General features: G+C 55.2%; 15 protein-coding genes. 5 read left to right on the forward strand and 10 right to left on the reverse strand.

All coding sequences use genetic code 11. The features are described 5' to 3' along the window. Positions 1-9: 9 nt before the first annotated feature. The 5 genes from mnmE to rpmH form a co-directional block, all read right to left on the reverse strand. Positions 10-1,380: a tRNA uridine-5-carboxymethylaminomethyl(34) synthesis GTPase MnmE gene (mnmE, locus tag AO242_RS20765; protein ID WP_099270197.1), complete on the reverse strand. Its 1,371-nt coding sequence runs from the start codon at positions 1,378-1,380 to the stop codon at positions 10-12. Positions 1,381-1,458: 78 nt separating this feature from the next. After that, a complete protein-coding gene (gene yidC, locus AO242_RS20770) occupies positions 1,459-3,141 on the reverse strand; it encodes a membrane protein insertase YidC (protein ID WP_099270198.1) in 1,683 nt (560 codons plus the stop codon). Positions 3,142-3,143: 2 nt separating this feature from the next. Beyond that, a complete protein-coding gene (yidD, locus tag AO242_RS20775) occupies positions 3,144-3,389 on the reverse strand; it encodes a membrane protein insertion efficiency factor YidD (RefSeq protein WP_027901580.1) in 246 nt (81 codons plus the stop codon). Next, entirely contained in the window at positions 3,382-3,783 is a 402-nt protein-coding gene (rnpA, locus tag AO242_RS20780) for a ribonuclease P protein component (RefSeq protein ID WP_099270199.1), read from the reverse strand. Before rnpA ends, yidD begins: the two co-directional genes overlap by 8 nt. Positions 3,784-3,799: 16 nt before the next feature. Further along, on the reverse strand, positions 3,800-3,934 hold the full coding sequence (gene rpmH, locus AO242_RS20785) for a 50S ribosomal protein L34 (RefSeq protein ID WP_003213577.1): 135 nt from the start codon (positions 3,932-3,934) through the stop codon (positions 3,800-3,802). A 585-nt stretch (positions 3,935-4,519) separates the two neighbouring features. Here rpmH and dnaA point away from each other — a divergent pair. The 4 genes from dnaA to gyrB are packed head-to-tail and all read left to right on the forward strand — an operon-like array spanning position 4,520 to position 10,725. Continuing rightward, positions 4,520-6,037: a chromosomal replication initiator protein DnaA gene (dnaA, locus tag AO242_RS20790; RefSeq protein ID WP_099270342.1), complete on the forward strand. Its 1,518-nt coding sequence runs from the start codon at positions 4,520-4,522 to the stop codon at positions 6,035-6,037. A 38-nt stretch (positions 6,038-6,075) separates the two neighbouring features. Continuing rightward, a complete protein-coding gene (gene dnaN / locus AO242_RS20795; protein ID WP_027901577.1) occupies positions 6,076-7,179 on the forward strand; it encodes a DNA polymerase III subunit beta in 1,104 nt (367 codons plus the stop codon). 20 nt (positions 7,180-7,199) lie between these two features. After that, positions 7,200-8,303 carry a DNA replication/repair protein RecF gene (gene recF, locus AO242_RS20800; protein WP_099270200.1) on the forward strand — a complete coding sequence of 368 codons (1,104 nt, stop codon included), beginning with the start codon at positions 7,200-7,202 and terminating at the stop codon, positions 8,301-8,303. Between the two features lie 4 nt (positions 8,304-8,307). After that, positions 8,308-10,725: a DNA topoisomerase (ATP-hydrolyzing) subunit B gene (gyrB, locus tag AO242_RS20805; protein WP_027901575.1), complete on the forward strand. Its 2,418-nt coding sequence runs from the start codon at positions 8,308-8,310 to the stop codon at positions 10,723-10,725. Positions 10,726-10,793: 68 nt separating this feature from the next. Here gyrB and AO242_RS20810 read toward each other — a convergent pair whose 3' ends face one another. After that, positions 10,794-11,765 carry an AraC family transcriptional regulator gene (locus AO242_RS20810; RefSeq protein ID WP_099270201.1) on the reverse strand — a complete coding sequence of 324 codons (972 nt, stop codon included), beginning with the start codon at positions 11,763-11,765 and terminating at the stop codon, positions 10,794-10,796. A 106-nt stretch (positions 11,766-11,871) separates the two neighbouring features. Here AO242_RS20810 and AO242_RS20815 point away from each other — a divergent pair, with 106 nt between their 5' ends. Further along, a complete protein-coding gene (locus tag AO242_RS20815; protein WP_099270202.1) occupies positions 11,872-12,783 on the forward strand; it encodes an alpha/beta fold hydrolase in 912 nt (303 codons plus the stop codon). Positions 12,784-13,133: 350 nt separating this feature from the next. Here AO242_RS20815 and AO242_RS20820 read toward each other — a convergent pair whose 3' ends face one another. Genes AO242_RS20820 through glyQ form a run of 4 tightly spaced genes read right to left on the reverse strand, consistent with a single transcriptional unit; the run spans position 13,134 to position 17,521 of the window. After that, complete coding sequence (locus AO242_RS20820; protein WP_099270203.1) at positions 13,134-13,904, reverse strand: lysophospholipid acyltransferase family protein; 771 nt, start codon at positions 13,902-13,904, stop codon at positions 13,134-13,136. A gap of 46 nt (positions 13,905-13,950) precedes the next feature. Then, positions 13,951-14,502: a D-glycero-beta-D-manno-heptose 1,7-bisphosphate 7-phosphatase gene (gene gmhB / locus AO242_RS20825; protein ID WP_027901572.1), complete on the reverse strand. Its 552-nt coding sequence runs from the start codon at positions 14,500-14,502 to the stop codon at positions 13,951-13,953. Between the two features lie 14 nt (positions 14,503-14,516). Then, positions 14,517-16,571, reverse strand: coding sequence for a glycine--tRNA ligase subunit beta (gene glyS / locus AO242_RS20830; protein WP_099270204.1), 2,055 nt, complete (start codon positions 16,569-16,571; stop codon positions 14,517-14,519). Beyond that, a complete protein-coding gene (gene glyQ / locus AO242_RS20835; RefSeq protein WP_020292021.1) occupies positions 16,568-17,521 on the reverse strand; it encodes a glycine--tRNA ligase subunit alpha in 954 nt (317 codons plus the stop codon). The genes glyS and glyQ overlap by 4 nt, the downstream gene beginning before the upstream one ends. Positions 17,522-17,576 lie beyond the last annotated feature (55 nt).

A 17,576-nucleotide genomic window follows, 5' to 3' on the forward strand; every position in this document is an offset into this window, starting at 1 on the left:
GCTCCCTATCTATTTTCCGATGCAGAAGCTGGAGAAAATCCTGCCAAGCAGATCATCCGAACTGAATGCGCCGGTAATTTCCGCCAGAGACTGTTGAGCCTGGCGTAGATCTTCTGCCAACAACTCACCCGCTCCTGCCAATGTCAGCTGGGCCCTGCCGTGCTCAAGCGAGTCACCTGCATGGCGCAACGCTTCCAGGTGACGTCGGCGAGCGCTGAAGCTGCTCTCCGAGGTTTGCTCATAGCCCATGCAGGCTTTGAGATGCTCGCGTAATAAATCCAGGCCTTCACCGGCAGACTTGGCACTCAAACTAATGGTGACGTGGCCATCATCACTGGTCTGCAACTGGATGGTGTCTCCACTCAGATCTGCCTTGTTACGGATCAAGGTGACTTTGGCTGGATCCGGCCTCTGCTCCAGAAACTCTGGCCATAGCGAAAAGGGATCGAGTGCCTCAGGTGCAGTCGCGTCCACCACCAGCAGCACGCGATCAGCTTCGCCGATAGCCTTCAGCGCACGCTGTACTCCAATCTTCTCGACCTGATCTTCAGTATCGCGCAGCCCGGCAGTATCGACGACGTGCAGGGGCATGCCATCAATGTGGATATGTTCACGAAGAATATCCCGGGTGGTGCCCGCAATTTCTGTAACGATGGCTGCTTCTTTACCCGCCAGCGCGTTCAGCAGGCTGGACTTACCCGCGTTAGGACGTCCGGCGATCACTACGGTCATGCCATCCCGTAACAGGGCACCTTGCCCGGCCTCACGCATCACTGTGGATAACTCATCGCGCACGGCATCGAGCATGGACAGCACGTGACCGTCCGCCAGGAAATCAATTTCCTCCTCGGGGAAGTCGATGGCAGCTTCGACATAGATACGCAGGCTGATCAACTTCTCAGTCAAGTTATCCACACGGCGCGAAAAAGCCCCCTGTAAAGAGCGCAGTGCGTTGCGTGCAGCCTGTGCCGAACTGGCCTCAATCAGATCAGCGATGGCTTCGGCCTGGGCCAGATCCAGCTTGTCATTGAGGAAAGCCCGTTCGCTGAATTCGCCGGGTCTGGCCAGACGGCTGCCCAATTCGAGACAGCGCTGCAGCAACATATCCAGAACAATGGGGCCGCCGTGGCCTTGGAGCTCGAGCACGTCTTCGCCTGTGAACGAATTAGGACCCGGAAAATAAAGCGCAATCCCCTCATCGATAACCTGCCCGGCGCCATCTTCAAACGGACCGTAATGAGCAAATCGAGGTTTCAGGGTTCTGCCTGTGATAGCTGAGGCGGCTTTGGCGGCAAGTGGCCCGGAAATACGCACGATGCCTACCCCGCCTCGGCCTTGTGCGGTGGCGATGGCTGCGATGGTTTCACGTGGGGCATTCATGGTCCGGCTCCAGGACAAATAGCGGATAGCAAAACGCCCCACTAGGGGGCGCCTTGTCAAACTTATTCACAGGTTAGATCAAGCTTCGGCTTTTTTGGTCGCCGCTTCGATCTTGCGAGTGATGTATGCCTGTTGAGCGATCGACAGGGTGTTGTTCACAACCCAGTACAGAACCAGACCAGCAGGGAACCACAGGAAGAAGAACGTGAAGATGATTGGCATCATTTTCATGACCTTGGCCTGCATCGGATCCGGCGGAGTCGGGTTCAGACGCTGCTGGATGAACATGGTAGCGCCCATGATGATCGGCAGGATAAAGAACGGGTCTTTAATCGACAAGTCAGTTATCCACAGAATCCAAGGTGCCTGACGCATCTCGACGCTTTCAAGCAGAACCCAATACAGCGACAGGAACACCGGCATTTGTACAAGAATTGGCAAACATCCACCCAGCGGGTTGATCTTCTCTTTCTTGTACAACTCCATCATTGCCTGCGACATTTTCTGACGATCGTCGCCATGCTGCTCTTTCAGGATTGCAAGTTTTGGTGCAACTGCGCGCATGCGAGCCATGGATTTGTAGCTGGCTGCCGACAATGGGAAGAAAAGACCCTTGATCAGCATGGTCAGGAAGATGATCGACCAGCCCCAGTTACCCACAATGGCGTGGATGTGTTGCAGCAACCAGAAGATAGGCTGTGCAATAAACCACAGAATGCCGTAGTCGACGGTCAATTCCAGACCTGGGGATAACTCTTTCAGTACTGCCTGGCTTTTTGGACCCGCATACAACGTGGCACTCAGCTCACCTTTACTACCCGGTGCAACAGTTACAGCCGGGCCAGTGAAACCGATGATGTAGTTGCCTTGGTTGTCTTTACGAGTCTGAACTGCGTTGGCAGTGTCCTTGCTCGGGATCCACGCGGTTACGAAGTAGTGCTGCAACCATGCAACCCAACCACCCTGGACGGTTTCCTTGAGCTGAGCCTTGTCGATATCTTTCATCGACACTTTTTTGTAAGGCTCGCCGGCTGTCCACAGTGCGGCACCCAGATAGGTCGCGGTACCGGTGGCAGTTGTGGAGGAAGGATCATCGCTGCCATCACGTTTCAGTTGGGCAAACAGGTTGCCCGACCAAGGCTGAGCGCTCTGGTTGTCGATTTCATAACTCACAACCAGATCGTACAAACCGCGCTTGAAGGTAAAGCGCTTGATGTAGTTGACACCGTTGTCGGTGAACTTCAGGTCGACAACCAGATTTTCCTGGCCATCGGCGAGTTGATAGCTCTTCTGTGCAGACGAGTAAACCGGACGACCAGCCGGGCGTGCATCGGGACCGTTGTTGCCAGTCAGGCCGCTTTGCGCCAGGAAGGTACGTTCGCCACCGTTATCAAACAACTGAAATGGCACGTCAGGATGGTCCTGACGACGTGGATACAGAGGCAATCTCAGCTGAACGACATCGCCGCCGACTGGATCGATTTCCAGGCTGAGCACATCGGTTTTGACCTGAATAAGGTCTTTGCTGACAGCTACTGGAGTTTCCAGCGGTGCAGCCACTTCGCCATTTGCGCTAGGAACATCGGCACTCGCAGAAGGTTTTGCACCAGTAGCCGTGTCCGGAATACCCGGTGCAGGGGTGCTGGCAGCAACATTCTGAGTCGGCATGGCGGCCTGGCCGTAGTCTTGGTTCCATTTCAGAACCCCGACATAGGTCACGATTGCCAGGGCGACGATCAGGATCGTGCGTTTAATATCCATGATTACTCGGCCATCGAAGAAGAACGGGAGGTAGGGACAGGCGGAACCGGGTCATAACCACCGGGATTCCACGGATGACAGCGACCTAAGCGACGAAAGGTCAGCCAGCCACCGCGCAGAAGACCATGATTTTCAATGGCTTCATACGCGTAGCAGGAGCAACTGGGGTAGAAACGACAGTGACTGGCCATTAGCGGGCTAATGGCATAGCGATAGAACTGGATCGGAACGAGTGCCAGTTTACGCATCGGTACTATCTACCCCTGCAGTTTCGGTTTTTGCTTCTGGAGCCGGCCGGCTGCGTGCCAAGCGTTTCCATAGCTTGCCGAAATGCTGAATCAATTCGGGGCTTTCTACGTCACCCAAGCCTTTACGCGCGACAATCACAATATCCCACCCGACCAAGTTGTCTTGGTGGTGGCGAAATGATTCGCGCATCAGGCGTTTCAAGCGGTTGCGCTCAACGGAGAGTTTGACGCTCTTTTTACCGATAACCAGCCCCAGACGGGGATGATCAAGGTCGTTATTGCGCGCAAGGAGCAGGAGATTTTTCCCCGGAACCTTGCCGGTAGGGGAGTCAAAGACTGCCTTGAAATGCCGGGGGGTAAGCAAACGCTTTTCCCGACTGAAGTCCTGACTCACCTCCAGTGCCGGATTATCAAACTGCCAGACGCGCGCGACCTTTGGCGCGACGACGCGACAGTACGGCGCGGCCGTTCTTGGTGGCCATGCGAGCACGGAAGCCGTGAGTGCGAGCGCGTTTGATAGTGCTTGGTTGGAAAGTACGTTTCATGGCGTGTTACCTGGTTCGTCCACAACGGGCCGGAATGGCCCCCGTTTTAAGAGACCGGGGATTCTAGAGAAAGCAAGCCTCTAGGTCAATTTCCAACCAGCGTTTCCTTCATTTAGTTATGTAACCGGTTCTGGATCACTTTTCCCAGGGACCTGAGGTTTTGCGTCATGCCCAGATATAGAAATAAAGAAGAGAAGTATTTAAAGCTTCTTTATAGAGCTTATTAAAGCAAGGCAAGCCCTTCACTGTGGATAACCTGCTGAGAGCCTTTTAAATCAAGATGTACAGAGAATGACAATACTGTCGAGAAACGGTGCTCTGCCTGTGCTGCGCTGTCGGAAAACCTGTGTGTGGAATGGTGTTTTATCCACAGGCCGCTTATCCACAGATTTCAGGCCTGGGTTATGCAACGGGCTGAGGCCGGGTTATCCACAGAGCTTATGCACATGCCATTGGTCGGCTTGATGGTAGCTGAATATCTGATTTATCCCGTTCGACTGATCACCTACATGTGGATAAGTACTGACGCGGTCGGTACAATGGCGGCTGTTTTTGCCTCACCGGCTTTTAACCTAGGGGATGTCCGTGTCATTGGAACTTTGGCAGCAGTGCGTAGAGCTTTTGCGCGATGAGCTGCCTGCCCAGCAATTCAACACCTGGATCCGTCCGCTACAGGTTGAAGCCGAAGGCGACGAGTTGCGTGTCTATGCACCGAACCGTTTTGTTCTCGACTGGGTAAACGAAAAGTACCTCGGTCGTTTGCTTGAACTGTTGGGTGAGCACGGTCAGGGGATGGCGCCTGCGCTTTCTCTATTAATAGGCAGCAAGCGCAGTTCCGCTCCCCGCGCAGCGCCGAACGCCCCATTGGCTGCAGCGGCTTCGCAGGCAATGGCTGCGAGCCAGCCTGTTAGCCAGGCTCCTGCACCCGCTCAAGTGGCTGCTCCAGCGCCGGTTCAGCAGCCATCACAGATTAACGATGAACCCTCTCGTGACAGTTTCGATCCAATGGCGGGTGCCAGTTCCCAGCAGGCTCCTGCTCGTGCTGAACAGCGCACGGTTCAGGTAGAAGGCGCGCTTAAGCACACGAGCTATCTGAATCGCACATTCACGTTCGAGAACTTCGTTGAGGGTAAGTCCAACCAACTGGCCAGGGCTGCGGCCTGGCAGGTAGCTGACAACCCCAAGCATGGTTACAACCCGCTCTTCCTTTATGGTGGCGTTGGTCTGGGTAAAACTCACTTGATGCACGCTGTGGGTAATCATCTTCTCAAGAAGAACCCGAACGCGAAGGTTGTGTACCTGCATTCGGAGCGTTTTGTCGCCGACATGGTCAAAGCGTTGCAGTTGAACGCGATCAACGAGTTCAAACGTTTCTATCGCTCAGTCGATGCGTTGCTGATCGACGATATTCAGTTCTTTGCCCGCAAGGAACGGTCCCAGGAAGAGTTTTTCCACACCTTCAATGCTCTGCTCGAAGGCGGTCAGCAGGTCATTCTGACCAGCGACCGTTATCCGAAGGAAATTGAGGGGCTCGAGGAGCGCCTGAAGTCGCGATTCGGCTGGGGCCTGACAGTTGCTGTCGAACCTCCGGAGCTTGAAACCCGCGTCGCGATCCTGATGAAAAAAGCGGATCAGGCAAAGGTCGATCTGCCTCACGATGCAGCGTTCTTCATTGCACAACGCATTCGCTCCAACGTGCGTGAGCTTGAAGGCGCGCTAAAGCGTGTTATCGCTCACTCGCACTTCATGGGGCGTGATATCACTATCGAGTTGATCCGCGAGTCGTTGAAGGACCTGTTGGCACTGCAGGACAAACTGGTGAGTGTGGATAACATCCAGCGCACCGTCGCCGAGTATTACAAGATCAAGATTTCCGACCTGTTGTCCAAGCGTCGTTCCAGATCTGTAGCCCGGCCGCGTCAGGTGGCGATGGCATTGTCGAAGGAACTGACTAACCACAGTCTGCCGGAAATCGGTGATGTGTTTGGTGGTCGTGATCACACAACCGTTTTGCACGCCTGCCGAAAGATCAATGAATTGAAAGAATCCGACGCGGATATTCGCGAGGACTACAAGAACCTGCTGCGTACACTGACCACTTGATGACATCAGCGCAGCTTATTAAGGCAAGGGACTAGACCATGCATTTCACCATTCAACGCGAAGCCCTGTTGAAACCCCTGCAATTGGTCGCCGGCGTGGTCGAACGCCGCCAGACCCTGCCGGTGCTCTCCAACGTGCTTCTGGTCGTCGAAGGGCAGCAGCTCTCGTTGACCGGCACTGATCTTGAAGTCGAACTCGTTGGTCGTGTTCAACTTGAAGAACCTGCTGAACCGGGCGAGATCACTGTCCCTGCCCGCAAGCTGATGGACATTTGCAAAAGCCTGCCGAACGACGTGCTGATCGATATCAAGGTTGATGATGCAAAGCTGATCGTCAAGGCTGGTCGTAGCCGCTTCACGTTGTCGACATTGCCCGCCAATGACTTCCCGACTGTTGAAGAAGGTCCTGGTTCGCTGACCTTTAACCTGGTTCAAAGCAAGCTGCGTCGTCTGATCGAGCGCACCAGCTTCGCCATGGCTCAGCAGGATGTTCGTTATTACCTCAACGGTATGCTGCTGGAAGTTAGCGCGGGTGTGCTTCGCGCCGTCGCTACCGACGGTCACCGTTTGGCCATGTGCTCCATGACCGCTGATATCGAACAGGCTGATCGTCACCAGGTAATCGTGCCGCGTAAAGGCATTCTGGAAATGGCTCGCCTGCTGACTGAGCAAGATGGCATTGTGAGTATCGTCCTGGGTCAGCATCACATTCGTGCGACCACTGGCGAGTTCACGTTCACCTCCAAGCTGGTTGACGGTAAATTCCCGGACTACGAGCGTGTGCTGCCCAAGGGTGGCGACAAGCTTGTATTGGGTGATCGTCAGGCATTGCGTGAAGCGTTCAGCCGTACGGCGATTCTGTCCAACGAGAAATACCGCGGAATCCGTCTGCAACTGGCCAGCGGTCAGCTGAAAATCCAGGCGAACAACCCTGAACAGGAAGAAGCTGAAGAAGAGATCAGCGTCGACTATAACGGCGCTTCGCTGGAGATCGGTTTTAACGTCAGCTATCTGCTCGACGTACTGGGCGTGATGACTACCGAGCAGGTTCGTTTGATTCTGTCTGACTCCAACAGCAGCGCGTTGGTACAGGAATCGGATAATGACGACTCCGCTTACGTAGTTATGCCGATGCGCCTGTAACCATGTTCAGCAGAAGCTAGATGTCTCTTAGTCGCGTCTCGGTCACCGGGGTGCGCAATCTGTACCCGGTGACCTTCTCCCCCTCCCCCCGTATCAACATCCTTCACGGCGATAATGGCAGTGGCAAAACCAGCGTGCTGGAAGCCATCCATTTGCTTGGCCTCGCCCGTTCATTTCGCAGCGCTCGACTGTTACCGGTTATCCAGTACGAACAACCCGCGTGTACGGTTTTTGGTCAGGTCGATCTGGTTGAAGGTGGGCATAGCAATCTGGGTGTTTCACGTGATCGTCAGGGGGATTTTCAAATACGGATAGATGGGCAGAACGCTCGTAGCGCTGCGCAACTTGCTGAAACTCTGCCTCTGCAACTTATCAACCCGGACAGTTTCCGTCTTCTCGAAGGCGCGCCGAAGATTCGCAGGCAGTTTCTGGACTGGGGAGTGTTCCACGTGGAACCTCGTTTTATGGCGACTTGGCAGCGCCTCCAGAAGGCCCTCAAGCAGCGTAACTCGTGGCTTCGGCATGGTACACTTGACGGCGCTTCGCAAGCGGCATGGGACCGGGAGCTGTGCCTGGCCAGCGATGAAATTGATGAGTATCGGCGGTCATACATCAAGGCCTTAAAACCCGTTTTCGAACAGACTCTAAGTGAGCTGGTTGAACTCGAAGGTTTGACCCTGAGTTACTACCGTGGATGGGACAAGGAAAAAGACTTGAGCACTGTGCTCGCCTCTTCCCTCCATCGCGATCAACAGATGGGTCATACGCAAGCAGGACCACAGCGAGCTGATTTGCGACTTAGATTAGGCGCGCATAATGCGGCAGATATCTTGTCGCGTGGTCAGCAGAAACTGGTGGTGTGCGCACTGCGTATTGCTCAAGGGCATCTCGTTAGCCAGGCTCGTCGTGGCCAATGTATTTACCTTGTTGACGATCTACCGTCTGAACTGGATGACCAGCATCGCCGCGCGCTTTGCCGCTTGCTTGAAGACTTACGCTGCCAGGTTTTTATCACCTGTGTAGACCACGAATTACTGAGGGACGGCTGGCAAACGGAAACGCCAGTCGCTTTGTTCCACGTGGAACAAGGCCGTATCACCCAGACCCACGATCATCGGGAGTGATTGCATGAGCGAAAACCAAACGTACGACTCCTCCAGTATCAAGGTACTGAAAGGACTAGATGCCGTACGCAAGCGTCCCGGAATGTACATCGGTGACACTGACGATGGCAGCGGTCTACACCACATGGTGTTTGAGGTTGTTGATAACTCGATCGACGAAGCACTGGCTGGCCACTGCGATGACATCACTATCACCATCCACCCGGACGAATCCATTACGGTCCGCGACAACGGTCGCGGTATTCCGGTAGACGTGCACAAAGAAGAAGGCGTGTCGGCAGCAGAGGTCATCATGACCGTGCTCCACGCTGGTGGTAAGTTCGACGACAACTCCTACAAAGTATCCGGCGGCCTGCATGGCGTGGGTGTTTCTGTAGTTAACGCCTTGTCCGAATTGCTGCTGTTGACTGTGCGTCGTAGCGGCAAGATCTGGGAGCAAACTTACGTTCACGGTGTTCCACAGGAGCCGATGCGTATTGTGGGTGACAGCGACACGACCGGCACCGAGATCCACTTCAAGCCTTCCGCTGAAACCTTCAAGAACATCCACTTCAGCTGGGATATTCTGGCCAAGCGGATTCGTGAGCTTTCCTTCCTGAACTCCGGTGTTGGCATCGTCCTTCGAGACGAGCGCAGCGGCAAGGAAGAGCTGTTCAAGTATGAAGGCGGTTTGCGTGCGTTCGTTGAATACCTGAACACCAACAAGACTGCGGTCAATCAGGTATTCCACTTCAATATTCAGCGCGACGACGGCATTGGCGTCGAGATCGCTTTGCAGTGGAACGACAGCTTCAACGAGAACCTGTTGTGCTTCACCAACAACATCCCACAGCGCGACGGCGGTACTCACCTGGTGGGCTTCCGCTCCGCGCTGACGCGTAACCTCAACGCTTACATTGAGCAGGAAGGTCTGGCCAAGAAGCACAAGGTTGCGACCACCGGTGACGATGCGCGCGAAGGTCTGACTGCGATTATTTCCGTGAAAGTACCGGATCCGAAGTTCAGCTCGCAGACTAAAGACAAGCTGGTTTCTTCCGAGGTTAAAACTGCAGTAGAGCAAGAGATGGGTAAATACTTCTCTGACTTCCTGCTGGAAAACCCGAACGAAGCCAAGGCGGTTGTTGGCAAGATGATCGACGCTGCACGCGCGCGTGAAGCTGCTCGTAAAGCTCGCGAAATGACCCGTCGTAAAGGCGCACTGGATATTGCTGGTCTGCCCGGCAAACTTGCTGACTGCCAGGAAAAAGACCCTGCCCTTTCCGAACTGTACCTCGTGGAAGGTGACTCTGCTGGCGGTTCAGCCAAGCAGGGACGTAACCGTAAAACCCAAGCGATCCTGCCACTCAAGGGTAAGATCCTTAACGTCGAGAAAGCACGTTTCGACAAGATGATCTCGTCGCAAGAAGTAGGTACTTTGATCACCGCCCTGGGCTGTGGTATCGGCCGCGATGAGTACAACATCGACAAGCTGCGTTATCACAACATCATCATCATGACCGATGCTGACGTCGACGGTTCGCACATCCGTACGCTGCTGCTGACCTTCTTCTTCCGTCAGCTCCCAGAACTGATTGAGCGTGGCTATATCTACATCGCCCAGCCGCCGCTGTACAAGGTCAAGAAAGGCAAGCAAGAGCAATACATCAAAGACGACGAGGCCATGGAAGAATACATGACCCAGTCGGCTCTTGAAGATGCGAGCCTGCACCTGAATGAGTCTGCACCTGGTATTTCCGGCGAATCGCTGGAGCGTCTGGTCAACGATTTCCGGATGGTGATGAAGACCCTCAAGCGCCTGTCGCGCTTGTATCCTCAGGAACTGACCGAGCACTTCGTTTACCTGCCTCCTGTCACTCTTGAGCAGCTGTCTGATCACGAAGGCATGCAAGCCTGGTTGGCGCTGTTTGACGCCCGTCTGCGTGTTGGAGAGAAGTCGGGTCTGGTTTATAAAGCCAGCCTGCGTGAAGATCGCGAACGTAATGTCTGGCTTCCAGAGGTCGAACTGATCTCCCACGGTCTGTCCAACTACGTGACCTTCAACCGTGATTTCTTTGGCAGTAACGACTACAAGACCGTAACCGCCCTGGGCCTGCAGATCAGTACGCTGCTGGAAGAAGGTGCTTACGTTCAACGTGGCGAGCGCAAGAAGCAGGTCACCGAGTTCAAGGAAGCCTTGGCCTGGTTGATGGCTGAAAGCACCAAGCGCCACACCATCCAGCGATACAAAGGTCTGGGTGAGATGAACCCTGATCAGCTGTGGGAGACCACGATGGATCCGTCGGTTCGCCGGATGCTCAAGGTCACTATTGAAGACGCTATCGGTGCAGACCAGATCTTCAATACCTTGATGGGTGATGCGGTAGAACCTCGCCGTGACTTCATCGAGAGCAATGCTCTGGCGGTTTCCAACCTGGATTTCTAAATCAGGTTGTGGCCGGAAACGGCCGTTTTCACTACGCCACGAAAAAGCCAACCTCCGGGTTGGCTTTTTTATGGCGTTGAATTATCTGGGTATACAGGCGGGTTCAGAGCTTCACTGGAGCCGCGGATCGTGCCTGGGGACACACCCACCGAGCGTTTGAACGCTCGGCTAAAGGCGGCCAGTGAACCGTAACCTAACTGGCTTGCGATGGTTTCTATTGGCTGCCGCTCGCGACTCAGGCTAACCAGAGCCAGGCGCATCCTCAAATCCGTGAGGTAGCGAAGCGGAGAGACACCAGTAGCATGAAGAAAACGCTGGGCAAAAACAGAGCGCGACTGCCCTGCTTCGCTTGCCAGAGATGCTACTGTCCAACTTCTAGCGGGGTGTTTGTGCATCATTACAAGGGCTTTACTCAGCCGAGGATCCTGTAACGCACCTAACCATCCTGCTGCACCACCGCATCCATCTGCCACCCAATCCCTTATAACAAGTGCAGCTACCACTTCGGCGAGGCGCGCAAGAATACCCAAGTGGCCGGCTTTTAACGTCAAAGATTCACGCTCCATCGCGTCCAGCATGGGGCAGATTTCGGGTGACGCCTGCGACAGCGTGCTCGCCAGTAATACCTCCGGCATGGCGGCAACCAGCGGCTGCATGCCACCGAGCTCCAGTTCCATGCAGCAGCTGAAAATAACCGGACCTTGGCAACCGCCACCCTGCTCTCCGCTAAAAGAGTCAAAGGCGAACGACTTTACCTGGGATGAAGGCGTTCTCTCTGAAGACAAAATCGCATGGAGTCCGCCGTGAGGTATCAGGACTGCGGTCCCCGTATCCATCCGATACAGGTTGTTGTCAGGGCTACGCAGCCAGACTGGCCCGCGTCCTACGAAGTGAAACTGCGCGCGACCCACTGAGTTACTGAAACCCATCCTCGGAAAGTCTCGGACTTCTATTCTGCGAAACTGTACGCCCACAAGACGCATGCCTGATAACAATTCGCTGATCAGCTCACTTGGATCAGGTTGAATAGGCAAAGCCATTATCACTCCAGGACGATTGATCAATATCTACAGAGCTCAGATCATAGACCGTCCTATGCCGCCTACCTAGACTTCAATGCTCAACTTTGAGCATTGGAGGCATCTCATGAACCACCGTTTTTGTAGTCGATTGTTAGGCAGCGCTTGGGCGATAGCGCTATTGGCAGCACTTTCTTCTCTATCTTTCGCAGCCGACAAGAGCTACACGGTAACCGCTCCGGACGGCGTGAGGATCGCCGTTCAGGAGGCAGGTAACCCAGACGGCCCAGCGATCATCTTCATTCATGGTTTACTCGGTAGCCGCCTGAATTGGGAAAAGCAGACGAGCAGTCCGGAACTGCAACGCTACCGCATGGTGACCTATGACCTGCGAGGCCATGGCCTTTCCGACAAGCCTGACGATTCCAACGCGTATCTCATAGGGCGTCGATCTGCAGATGATCTGGCTGCTGTTCTCAAGGCGACTGGTAGCAAGCACCCGGTGCTCGTTGGCTGGTCGTTGGGGGGAGTGGTCATATCCAATTACTTGGCGGCTTATGGTGACGCTGATCTCGGTGGAATCATGTATGTCGATGGCGTGATCGAGCTTAACGCCGCGTTGATTACCTCACACCCGGAGGTGTATGCAGGCCTGGCGTCTGATGATCTCAAGACACACCTGGAGGCCATACGAGCATTCCTCGCTCTTTGCTTCCACACCCAGCCGGACGTGCCGACTTTCGAATTGCTGTTGTCGAATGCTGCGATGGCGTCCTGGACAATGACACGTGCAACTCCGTCAATGACCGTGGCCGCTGCAGAAGGGATACCCAAGGCGAAGGTGCCCGTCTTGATGCTGTATGGCGCAAAGGACCAGCTCGTCAATGTTCAACCCTCTATCGCGCGCGCAAAGCAGTTGAATCCTCGCGTTCAGACAAAGGTATATGAGAACTCAGGCCATGCTCCGTTCCTGGAAGAATCGTCGCGTTTCAATCACGATTTATCGACGTTCATGGCGTCACCGACATCGAGTAAGTGACGGCATTTAAACCGTAGTAACGGATCGCTTCGCGGCTGTTGCGATCCTCAAGCCAGGGCTTGTATGAGGATATGTTCCACGTGGAACGTCTATTTGGTAGGGGCAGTGATTCGCCCAGAGGGATCGCTTGATAGGGTATGGTCCATCAGAGCCGCGTCAAAAGTCGCTGTGAGGAGTACTCAAAACCAGACATAAAAAAACCGACCCCAAGAGGTCGGTTCTAGAAGCTCATAAAAACTTATGCACTTTTTTGGCTCTTTAATGAGCATCGGAAATAAGCAGTGAATCCAAGGGCTTGCCGCCGATTTTTATGAAAAACGCAAAAACAGTGCACAGGTTATCCACAAAACTCAGATAACGGCTTCTTCCTTGCTCGACACCGGTGCGGTGATTGAACCCAAGGCTTTCTGAGTCTCTTCGTTCCAGATCTGAACTCGATCATTGAGCGCAGCAATCGCACGTGGGCCTTCGCCTTCTGCGTACATCGGTTCGCCGATAACGACCTGAATAGTGCCTGGCTTTTTCGCCCAGCCTTCCTTCGGCCAGTACTTGCCAGCGTTGTGTGCAACAGGCAGCACGGGCAGGTTTGCATTGACCGCCAACGCAGTGCCACCGCGAGAAAACTTACCGACCTGGCCAAACGGAACACGTGTACCTTCGGGGAAGATCAGTACCCAGACGCCATCCTTGAGCAACTCATCGCCCTTCTTGGCGATTTGCTTGAGTGCAGCTTTTGGGTTCTCACGATCAATTGCGATAGGACGCAGCATGGCCATTGCCCAGCCAAAGAACGGGACATACAGAAGTTCACGCTTGAGCACCTGGCTTAGCGGCGAGAAGTACTGTGACAGGAAGAACGTCTCCCACGTGCTCTGGTGGTTGGAGATGATCACGCAGGGCGTCTTGGGGACATTTTCTGCGCCGGTCACTTCAACCCGGATGTTGAGGAATACGCGCGTCAACCAGATTGCGCAGCGGCACCAGTAAACGTTGATGAAACGATAGCGAGCCTTGAAGGGCAGGAACGGTGCGATAAAGAAGCTTAACGTGCACCACAGCAAAGAGCTGGTGCCTAGCAACAGGTAGAAGAGAACGGTCCTGATTGCCTGGATGATCGACATAGTTGCATTTACCGTACGGGCAAGTGCCCGTTCATCAAGCGTACCGCTAGTTGTTTTGCGGAGCGCTATTGTGGATAAGTTCTGCGGCAACGGCCGCGAGATCGTCAAAAACCAACGTACTGGCGGGCAGCGAACCGGCCAGTGTTTTCTCACCTTTGCCGGTCTTTACCAAAACCGGTTGTGAGTCGACGGCCAGTGCGGCCTTGAGGTCACTGCTGCTGTCACCTACAAACCATAGTCCCGCCAGCTCCACCTGGTAGTGCCGGGCGATGGTCTGCAGCATGCCCGGTTTCGGCTTGCGGCAATCGCAGCCTTCATCGGGCCCATGTGGGCAATAGACGATCAAACCGACCTCGCCCCCCTGCTCCGCCACCAACGCACGTAGACGAGCGTGCATGGCATCCAGGGTCGCGAGGTCGTAATAACCTCGGGCGATGCCGGACTGGTTGGTTGCGACTGCAACGGTCCAGCCGGCTTTGCTCAGTTGCGCAATGGCCTCGATCGAGCCAGGAATCGGAATCCACTCCGCCACCGACTTTATGTAAGCGTCGGAGTCATGGTTGATGACTCCATCCCGATCAAGGATCAGCAACTTCACGATGTGCCCCTTCCTCAGCCCAGCAACGAGATGTCAGCGACACCCAGGAACAGGCCACGCAGACGCGCCAGCAGCGCATATCGGTTGGCCCGTACGTTGGCGTCCTCGGCGTTGACCATTACAGCCTCGAAGAAGGCATCAACCGGTTCACGCAGGGCTGCCAGACGCGCGAGGGTTTCGCTGTACTGACGAGCTTCTGCCATTGGCTGAACATCTTGATCCGCTTGCTTGATCGCCGAATAGAGCGAGAACTCGTTAGCGTTATCGAAGTATTTGGGCTCGACGGTCTGGGCAATGTTGCCCTCAGCCTTGCTCAATAGATTCGAAACGCGCTTGTTCACTGCAGCCAACGCGGCAGCTTCCGGCAGTTTGCGAAACGCCTGAACGGCTTGAACACGTTGATCGAAATCCAGCGCCGAGCCTGGTTGCAGGGCACGAACCGACAGATAAACCGCCACTTCAACGCCTTCGTCTTCGTAACGCGCACGCAGGCGGTCGAAGATGAATTCCAGTACCTGATCTGACAGAACGGCAGCTTTGACCTTGGCACCGAACTGGCCCACCGCAAACTTCACGGTTTCGATCAGGTCCAGGTCCAGTTGCTTCTCGATCAGAATGCGCAGGATGCCCAGCGCGGCACGACGCAGTGCGTACGGGTCTTTGCTGCCGGTTGGCAGCATGCCAATACCGAAGATACCGACCAGAGTGTCCAGCTTGTCAGCGATGGCCACTGCCGAACCGGTCAAGGTCGTTGGCAGTTCAGCGCCAGCACCGCGCGGCATGTACTGCTCGTTCAATGCCAGAGCTACATCGTCGGTTTCGCCGTCAGCCTTGGCGTAGTAGTAACCAGCGATACCCTGCATCTCAGGGAATTCGCCAACCATTTCCGTGGCCAGGTCGCACTTGGACAACAGCCCGGCACGGGCTGCACGTTGAGCGTCGCCACCAATACGTGGAGCAATGAACGCAGCGAGTTTCGAAACACGTTCAGCTTTGTCGAAAACGCTGCCCAGTTGAGCCTGGAACACGACGTTCTGCAAACGCTGGTTGAAGGTTTCCAGCTTCTGCTTCTTGTCCTGCTTGAAGAAGAACTCGGCGTCGGTCAGACGCGGACGAACAACCTTCTCGTTACCCAGCACGATCTGCTGCGGGTCTTTGCTTTCAATGTTCGCAACGGTAATGAAGCGCGGCAGCAACTTGCCGTCGGCATCCAGCAGGCAGAAATACTTCTGGTTGTCCTGCATGGTGGTGATCAGGGCTTCTTGCGGCACTTCCAGGAAGCGCTCTTCGAACGAACACACCAGCGGAACCGGCCACTCGACCAGCGAAGTCACTTCGTCCAGCAGGCTTGGCGGCACGATGGCAGTGCCTTCGTGCTGGGTCGCGAGCTCGTCGACGCGCTTGGTGATCAGTTGGCGACGTTCGTTGAAGTCAGCCAATACGTACGCATTGCGCAGATCGCTCAGGTAGCTGGCTGGCGAGGTGATGCGAACGCTTTCCGGATGGTGGAAGCGGTGACCACGTGATTCCCGGCCTGCAGTTTGAGCCAGGATTGTGCAGTCGATGACTTGATCGCCGAACAGCATGACCAGCCACTGGGTTGGACGCACGAACTCTTCCTTGCGAGCCCCCCAGCGCATGCGCTTGGGAATCGGCAGGTCGTTCAGGGAGTCTTCAACGATAGTCGGCAGCAGGCTCGCGGTGGGTTTACCTGCGATGCTCTGGCTGTAACGCAGCTTGGGGCCGCTCTGATCAATTTCGCTCAGATCAACGCCGCACTTCTTGGCAAAACCCAGGGCTGCCTGAGTCGGGTTGCCTTCAGCGTCAAAAGCCGCCTGACGTGGCGGACCGTCAAGGTTGATGCTGCGATCAGGCTGCTGCGTGGACAGGTCGGTGATCAATACAGCCAGACGACGCGGTGCGCCATAAACCTGCTTGGCGCTGTACGTCAGGCCTGCAGACTGCAGGCCTTTTTCGATGCCGGCCAGGAAGGCGTCAGCCAACGTGTTGAGCGCTTTTGGCGGCAGCTCTTCGGTGCCCAGTTCAACCAGAAAATCTTGAGCACTCATTGTTGCGCCTCCAGCTTGGCCAGCACTTCATCACGTAAATCAGGTGGAGCCATCGGGAAGCCCAGCTTGGCGCGAGCCATCAGATAAGCCTGGGCGACCGAACGAGCCAGGGTACGAACGCGCAGGATGTACTGCTGACGAGCGGTTACCGAAATCGCGCGACGGGCATCCAGCAGGTTGAAGGTATGGGAAGCCTTCAGAACCATTTCGTAGCTTGGCAGCGGCAGCGGCTGATCCAGTTCGATCAGGCGCTTGGCTTCGCTTTCGTAGAAATCAAACAGCTCGAACAGCTTGTCGACGTTCGCGTGCTCGAAGTTGTAAGTCGATTGCTCCACTTCGTTCTGGTGGAACACATCGCCGTAAGTCACGCGGCCGAATGGACCGTCAGCCCAGACCAGGTCATAGACCGAGTCAACGTTCTGCAGGTACATCGCCAGACGTTCAAGGCCGTAGGTGATCTCACCGGTCACCGGATAGCATTCAATGCCGCCCGCTTGCTGGAAGTAAGTGAACTGCGACACTTCCATGCCGTTGAGCCAGATCTCCCAGCCCAGACCCCAGGCGCCCAGTGTTGGCGATTCCCAGTTGTCTTCAACGAAGCGCACGTCGTGGACCAGAGGGTCCAGACCGACATGCTTCAGCGAGCCCAGATACAACTCCTGGAAGTTGTCCGGGTTTGGCTTGAGGACCACCTGAAACTGATAGTAGTGCTGCAGGCGGTTCGGGTTTTCACCATACCGGCCGTCAGTAGGACGGCGGCTTGGCTGTACGTAGGCTGCGTTCCAGGTTTCCGGGCCTACGGCGCGCAGAAACGTGGCGGTGTGGAAAGTGCCGGCGCCTACTTCCATATCGTAGGGCTGAAGTACCACACAACCTTGCTCGGCCCAGTATTGCTGGAGGGCGAGGATCAAGTCTTGGAAGGTACGCACGGCTGGCGTAGGCTGGCTCACGAAATTCACCTGTACTGGGGCTGCGATTTAAAGAGCGGGAGTATACCCGATTCAG

This window comes from Pseudomonas sp. ICMP 561 (genome assembly GCF_002699985.1).
GTDB classification, from domain to species: domain Bacteria; phylum Pseudomonadota; class Gammaproteobacteria; order Pseudomonadales; family Pseudomonadaceae; genus Aquipseudomonas; species Aquipseudomonas quasicaspiana.

What these genes read in the sequence shown, in the direction of transcription:
- dnaN (WP_027901577.1), top strand. Translation starts at nt 6,076, where the DNA reads ATGCATTTCACCATTCAACGCGAAGCCCTGTTGAAACCCCTGCAATTG.
- recF (WP_099270200.1), top strand. Translation starts at nt 7,200, where the DNA reads ATGTCTCTTAGTCGCGTCTCGGTCACCGGGGTGCGCAATCTGTACCCG.
- AO242_RS20820 (WP_099270203.1), bottom strand. Translation starts at nt 13,904, where the DNA reads ATGTCGATCATCCAGGCAATCAGGACCGTTCTCTTCTACCTGTTGCTA.
- gyrB (WP_027901575.1), top strand. Translation starts at nt 8,308, where the DNA reads ATGAGCGAAAACCAAACGTACGACTCCTCCAGTATCAAGGTACTGAAA.
- mnmE (WP_099270197.1), bottom strand. Translation starts at nt 1,380, where the DNA reads ATGAATGCCCCACGTGAAACCATCGCAGCCATCGCCACCGCACAAGGC.
- AO242_RS20810 (WP_099270201.1), bottom strand. Translation starts at nt 11,765, where the DNA reads ATGGCTTTGCCTATTCAACCTGATCCAAGTGAGCTGATCAGCGAATTG.
- AO242_RS20815 (WP_099270202.1), top strand. Translation starts at nt 11,872, where the DNA reads ATGAACCACCGTTTTTGTAGTCGATTGTTAGGCAGCGCTTGGGCGATA.
- yidD (WP_027901580.1), bottom strand. Translation starts at nt 3,389, where the DNA reads ATGCGTAAACTGGCACTCGTTCCGATCCAGTTCTATCGCTATGCCATT.
- rpmH (WP_003213577.1), bottom strand. Translation starts at nt 3,934, where the DNA reads ATGAAACGTACTTTCCAACCAAGCACTATCAAACGCGCTCGCACTCAC.
- glyS (WP_099270204.1), bottom strand. Translation starts at nt 16,571, where the DNA reads ATGAGTGCTCAAGATTTTCTGGTTGAACTGGGCACCGAAGAGCTGCCG.
- yidC (WP_099270198.1), bottom strand. Translation starts at nt 3,141, where the DNA reads ATGGATATTAAACGCACGATCCTGATCGTCGCCCTGGCAATCGTGACC.